Source organism: Tychonema sp. LEGE 07196, from assembly GCF_963890365.1.
Classification (GTDB): Bacteria; Cyanobacteriota; Cyanobacteriia; order Cyanobacteriales; family Microcoleaceae; genus Microcoleus.
The window spans coordinates 1-6,269 of sequence record NZ_CAWPRX010000149.1 but is presented as its reverse complement, the minus strand read 5'-3'; the positions used below and the strand labels follow the sequence as shown (position 1 = coordinate 6,269).

Sequence of the window (6,269 nt, the reverse complement as noted above, 5' to 3'; positions counted from 1 at the left end):
GAGTTGTCAAAAAGCCTGTCTCAAAATTTCGCTCTAAACAAGTTAAGCATAGAGGTACTGGAATCATCATGAATCCTCCTGTATTTATTGTTTTAAGCACTGCATAGCCCTTAACTGAACCGTATTGTATTATATCGTTTCCGGTTGCATCGGAATGATTTTAACAGTCAACAGTCAACAGTCAACAGTTAACAGTGAATTTACTATTCCGATGAAGAAAGAATTTGATATTATTAAATTTTCATTCCTTAGTGCGATCGCCCTCTCCCTTTCTCCCCCTCTCCCTTTCTCCCCTTCTCCCCTTCTCCCCCTCAATCGCCCTACACAATCTATATAAGCAACAGCTTACTCGCAGACTCTCCCAAAAATTGATGCGTAACAGCGATTCAACCCAATCCGCGCCAACAACTCCTCTCTTAGCGGGCGGTTGAAACGCATCCCAAACTTTCCTGTCCTTCTAGGCCAGAAGCACTAAAGAATCAAGGCGGTACTGAAGTCGGATTTTGTATTATTCATAGATTAGCTTAAAAATTTCTCGCCTACAACTAATATCACGAGTTTACTTGCGCCTTGGTTTGAGATAGGCTGTGGCGCGGCGAATAATCTTAAATAAGCGCATAAAAACGTTGAAAAATCTCAGCAATTAGAGCTTGAGCTACCATCAACAGCTTTAGAAATAAATATGAGACTGTGCGCCTCAAAATAACACAATTTTCTCCTTTTTAATCCCGATCGCTGACTTGTGCGGTGCTAAATTCAGATACTCGCAAATCAAGTCAACAGTTTTTTGCTGTTCTTTGGCGATCGCATTACTTCCCAAACAAACGCGATCGCCCCCCAACATCAACAAATCAACAGAGTAGCTGAAATTCCCCTCGCTATCTGCTATTGCGTTTAATTCCACCGCACAAATATTGCGAGTTGAGCCTTGTGTAACGCGATTCAGCCACAAACCCCGTCGTTTTAGGGTCATTTTGTCACAACTTTTATCAAAAATATAGATTTCATCTATTGCGCCGTCCAACAAACACAGCGAAAACAACAAAAATATACCTCCACCTATCCAATTTGACGCGAAAACAATCTGCCCTAAGCCAATTACGATAAAAGGAGAAATTAATAACAAACCATCCCAGAATCTACAAGTTTGAATTGTTAGTTGAGTTGGTGTTTGCTTGATAACTTTCATAAGTCGATATTGGGATTTTGCCAACCAGGTTATTTAGAAACGAAGATTTAATAAATTAAACATCTGCCATACTCCTCTATTTCCCGAAGCGGCAAGATACAAATTTTCTAGAGTTTTGACTGAGAACTTTAGTTTTCCTGTTATTTCTACAGAAAAGGTCTTAACTACAATTATCAAACAGTTTTCTTTTCAGGTCAATTCATATAATTCATTAATTAAATTCATAAAAGTCATAATTATTGTATGTTTAGGGTGGCTAAGTTGCCAAACCCTACTCCTCCCCACAAGCGTTTATTCAAACTTGGCTGTAAAGCTTAGATGTTGGATAATTAGGACTTAGATAAAACCGAGAAACCGGACTTTTTACCGAATCTGCAGATTACAAGGTGTCTTTTCGCAAAAACAACCGGTTTCTTCAGTCAGAGTGTATCCAAGACTGCATCTGAACTTCACTTTCCCAGCATTCCCCAATAAACCGCGCCGTAAAGTTGAGCAGCCTGCATAGCTTCTTCGTCACAGCCTTGAGCTTTGAACAAAGTCTCGGCCTGTTTTAGATAGCCCATTGCTTGTTCTTTATTTTTTGTTTTGTCTTGAAGCATCAAAGCTAATCCCAATCTCAGGTGAGCATCAGCATCATTAGAATCACTTTTGATTGCAGTTTCCCAGTGGGTAATTTCCTCTGCTATAGTCTCCCATTTAAGTTCGTTAGAGTTGTCTGCAGGAAAGCCGTCAATACCGTAATTTCGGATATCCAAAAAGGTCGCAATCACTTCAGCTTTTTTATGATAGCCTCCCAAACTACCAGTAGTAAAACCAGAAGTGAGAGGAACACGCTGCTTACCTGAGTGCAACACAAGACAGATACGATATTTATTACTTTCACTATCTGACATTTCCTGTATTTCCACACCTGAAATATCTTGAAGTAGGTATTTCCTAATTTTCGTATGCTCTATTTCCCTGCGTAAAATACGTTGAAGTAACTGTTTGATAAATTTTATTTTGACCATGAGTGGTTTATGCCGATCGATCGTCATGTTACCGAGATTTTTGTCAAATGTAATGGTCTCTATCTCTACAAATATCACTAACAGCAAACCAATGAGGGCAAATAAAATAGCGAAAAAACCGCCAGAAAACAAAACTGCAAACACACCGAAAAACAAAAAACTCCCGCCAACAAATAGCTGTATCCAAAATGCGGACATTTCAACGAATTCTAGTTTATCTGATGTCTGTTTCATGATTTTATGTTTAATTAATTTTAAGTGAATGTGTACGTGGATTATTTAGCCTTTGCTTGGACGATCGCCTTTTTGGTATTGTCAATGGCTTTGAGAGCATAGCCATCGCCCGGACGTGCTTGTAAAGCTCTCTTAAAATAGATTAAAGCTGTTTGATATTCTCCCTGTGCGTAGTAGGCATAGCCGAGTTTCATCAATTGTTTGAAATCACCTTGTTGAGCGCTAACAGTAGCAGAAGTAGGCTCAGAAATAGGTGCTGGTGAAAATTGAGGGGATGATTCGGAACTTGGAGATTGCTTGGAAGCAGGAGATTGCTCTTGATTTGGGGATGAAGAAATGCTGAAATCTGAAGGAAAAGAAGAGGGCGATTGCTCGCTAGATCCTTGGTTTACGGTTATGGTTCCAGACTGAACCAATTTTGGAAACTCTGCGCCATAACTTACCACAGTAATAATGCCTCCTAATAAAAACATTGGCTATGCAGCTAGTTGAATCAAAAGTGTTTTTCTGATTTTTTTATTGCTCCATTTCTTAATATAAAAAATTAAGGAAGCAAATGGAATAAACCAGTAAAGTAATCCCCAAACTACTTCTTCTTGGAAAGCTTGAACTAATCCCCAGATATAGCCAACAGTAGCTAAAAGAAAACCCAGACCAAAAAATAAGACGATCGCAATTCCAGACATTTTATGTTTTTCCGTTGATTTATAGTTATTTGGCAAACTGTCAATGTTAGGATTAAAAGGAATTTTTAACCCGAAACTCTTTTGGCTGTTTGCTGTGTTAAAAATAGATTAGCGGTGAAAGCAATCCGATCGCGCACAGCGAATGTTAGGATTTTGGTTAGGATTTTGACTAGGAACTCGATCGCGACTGCCACAAATGACACCCTCAAACCTCGATCGACCAGAAGAACCTTTTACACGGGCTACCCGCGACTGGGACATCGAAAAGCTTTACAGCGACTTAGCAAACGCCAAACAAGAATTTGCCCCCCACACCAGAAGAGGGCTGACACCAGTGGAAAAAAGGCATTTGTGCGGCTTGCTGTGCGGGTGCAGCCCGGCCGAAATAGCGGCACTTCTCAACAAACAAATCAAAGGTGTAGAGGTTGACTTATCCAAAACTTTGTATCGATATATAGAAACGCTGACAAATCGGCCGAGAAATGCTCTCAAAAATTGGAGAGATGCGATCGACTGGCTGGATATAGCCGGGTATAAAAAACAACGAAAAACCTTATCCGGCGCAACCTTAAAAGCCACTCTCCAGCATTCAGACAGCATTCTCTCCGCTGCGATCAGTCCCGACGGACAATTACTCGCAACCGGTTCCCACGACAGTACAGTGAAGGTTTGGAGTTTGCACAGCGGGGAACTGTTGCGGACTATTTGCGGACATTCAACAGCCGTGTTGTTAGTTGCTTTCAGCCCCGCTAGCAAAACGCTGCTGACACGATCGCGCGCGGGCACAGTCAAACTCTGGAACCTGCAAAACGGCGAACTGCTGAAGCGTTTAGCAGAGGTACACCGCCACGAATCCGTCGCTGTGAGCCCCGACTGGCAAATTTTGGCGATCGGCACCACCAGAGGCACTGTCAAGCTTCAGCACCTCAACAGCGGCCAACTGCTGCAAGTTTTGGAAGGCTATCAAGGAGATGATATAAGTGCGATCGCCCTGAGTCCAAACGGCAAAATGTTAGTAGCCAGCGGCCTCAATGCAGCCAGCGGTTTCTGTCGCGCCACCGTCACTTTGTGGGAACTGCCGGGGGGAGAAGTTAGGCGAACTTTTGGCAGCGAAAATTATGTAGCAATTACTCCCGATAGCCAAATTCTTGTCAGTTACGGCTACAAAAATCTCGCCCTGTGGAATTTGCAAACAGGCGAATTATTGCATTCTATGGAAACAGGAATTCGCATCACTTCCGCCGCCATTAGCCCCGACGGGAAATACTTTGCGGTGGGATGTTTTGACGGTACTGTCAGACTTTGGAATCTTGGCGGCGAATTGCTGCAGTCTTTGGAGGGAAATTCTGGCCCTGTGTCGGCGTTGGCGATCGGGCTTTTGGGCGAAACTCTGGTTAGCGGCAGCGAGAATGGTACAGTTAAACTTTGGCAGTTGCGAATTTAATATTAATTTCAATAATTATTGCTAGAATCATCCCTCTAATACCAATTATTAAAACTAGCCTATCCTGGTAAATACAAAAACGGTTCGCGCGTGCGGAATTTAGTCCGTAAAATCCAAAATTCTGCGGACTGATATCAAATCTGGTAGCATCGGAATGATTCAGATATATATTCTCGGACTCTGTGTACTCTGTGTACTCTGCGGTTAAATCATTCCGATCCAACCGGAAACGATATGAAGTCCACACGCGCGAACGAATTTGATTGCGATCTACCCACCGGGCATGATAGAAAATACCAGGATTCCCCCAGGGACAAAGCACTATTTTATTCTAATTTTTGTGGCTGTGTCCTGATTTTTGTTACCGAAAATCAAACGGCTTTTCTACTAAGCAACAAAAACCAGCGTTCCCTGGTTGGATTCCAAAGTATCGCCCATTTGCGTACCGTCATGAAAAGCACCCAGAATTACCTCGCTAGTTTTGCCGATCGCGATCGCACCGCTAACATCAATTCCGATCGCCCCAAAATCCCGCTGGCGCGAGTCAGCTTCCGCAAAAGAACGCTCAAAAGCAGCCTTCAAACTCAAACCATCCGTTACCCGAATCACAATCCGCGCCGCCAAACACTCATCCATAATGTGCTCGCCGATACCCGTACAGCTAACCGCCGCATTAGCCGTCGCGTAATTTCCCGCCGGCATCGCCGAGTCGCTAACCCGCCCGATCCGTTCAAAACCCTTGCCGCCAGTCGAAGTTCCAGCAGCCAAACGTCCCCCGGAATCCAAAGCTACAACTCCGATCGTACCAACACCCGCAGGTTCCGCCACCACAGTAGCCATTGCTTTGTTAAAATTACCTTGGCGTTCCTGCATCCACTCGTGCAAACGCAAATCCGTCATCGGATCGTAAATCGGCAAATGAAGTTCTCGCAGCAATTCCGCCGCCCCAAAATCAGACAATACCCGATCGTCCGAAGCCTGCAAAAACTTAGCAAGTTCGATCGGATTTTGAACCCGAGAAACATTAATCGCGCCGCTGAAACGCTGCAGCAAACCGTCCATCAGCGAAGCACTCATCCGAATTTGCCCGTCCGACTGCACCACAGAACCGGTACCGGCATTAAATCGCGGGTCATCTTCCAACAACCGACAGCCTTGTATCACCGCATCTACCGCACTCGCACCGTCTTTGAGCAGCGGATAAACGGCCTCCAAAACATCATAAAGCGATTTGCGAACCGCCTCAATTCCGCCCTTGCTGTGTAGAGAACTACCGGCACCGCCGTGAATAACTAACTTTGGTTGCACTTGTTGCGATGCCATACTTTTAACCGTAAAATTTTTCTTTTGCAATCTTAGCTTTTGTTAGGCAAAGAGCAAAACATTTTTAATTTTCTGAACTGTTGCGACGGCGGCGACAGCGATCGGAACAGTATTTCACCTCATCCCAGCAGTCGGCCCATTTTTTGCGCCAGGTAAAAGGTCGATCGCACACAGGACACATCTTAGTCGGTAACTCAGATTTCGATCGCTGTTTGGCCATGCTAATTTTGACAACAATACACTATCTTAAATTATCCGCGTTAATCCGCGTTAACCTACATTAGAACTCTTGCAAAAATAGAGTGCACCCCACCCCAACCCTCCCCGAACTCGCGGGGAGGGAGTAAGAAATTCACAAATGATTTAGGGTTGTTATAATAGAT

7 protein-coding genes are annotated in these 6,269 nt (G+C 43.8%); 1 reads left to right on the top strand and 6 read right to left on the bottom strand.

From position 1 onward, the window contains the following. Positions 1-697: 697 nt before the first annotated feature. The 4 genes from AACV78_RS17165 to AACV78_RS17150 all read right to left on the bottom strand — a co-directional run bounded on the left by AACV78_RS17165 (position 698) and on the right by AACV78_RS17150 (position 3,119). Complete coding sequence (locus AACV78_RS17165) at positions 698-1,189, bottom strand: hypothetical protein (RefSeq protein WP_194012984.1); 492 nt, start codon at positions 1,187-1,189, stop codon at positions 698-700. Positions 1,190-1,638: 449 nt separating this feature from the next. After that, positions 1,639-2,433 (bottom strand): hypothetical protein, encoded by a 795-nt coding sequence (locus AACV78_RS17160; protein WP_194012983.1) that lies wholly within the window; start codon positions 2,431-2,433, stop codon positions 1,639-1,641. Positions 2,434-2,474: 41 nt separating this feature from the next. Beyond that, positions 2,475-2,906 carry a tetratricopeptide repeat protein gene (locus AACV78_RS17155; RefSeq protein ID WP_194012982.1) on the bottom strand — a complete coding sequence of 144 codons (432 nt, stop codon included), beginning with the start codon at positions 2,904-2,906 and terminating at the stop codon, positions 2,475-2,477. A 3-nt stretch (positions 2,907-2,909) separates the two neighbouring features. Continuing rightward, positions 2,910-3,119 (bottom strand): hypothetical protein, encoded by a 210-nt coding sequence (locus AACV78_RS17150; protein WP_194012981.1) that lies wholly within the window; start codon positions 3,117-3,119, stop codon positions 2,910-2,912. Positions 3,120-3,315: 196 nt separating this feature from the next. On the opposite strand from AACV78_RS17150, the gene AACV78_RS17145 reads away from it, so the two are divergent. Next, positions 3,316-4,563: a WD40 repeat domain-containing protein gene (locus AACV78_RS17145; RefSeq protein WP_194012980.1), complete on the top strand. Its 1,248-nt coding sequence runs from the start codon at positions 3,316-3,318 to the stop codon at positions 4,561-4,563. A gap of 387 nt (positions 4,564-4,950) precedes the next feature. On the opposite strand, the gene AACV78_RS17140 is transcribed toward AACV78_RS17145, so the two are convergent. Further along, positions 4,951-5,886: an isoaspartyl peptidase/L-asparaginase gene (locus AACV78_RS17140; protein ID WP_194012979.1), complete on the bottom strand. Its 936-nt coding sequence runs from the start codon at positions 5,884-5,886 to the stop codon at positions 4,951-4,953. 64 nt (positions 5,887-5,950) lie between these two features. Next, the gene (locus AACV78_RS17135) at positions 5,951-6,106 is read right to left on the bottom strand and encodes a DUF2256 domain-containing protein (protein ID WP_194012978.1); all 156 of its coding nucleotides are present in this window, start codon (positions 6,104-6,106) and stop codon (positions 5,951-5,953) included. Positions 6,107-6,269 lie beyond the last annotated feature (163 nt).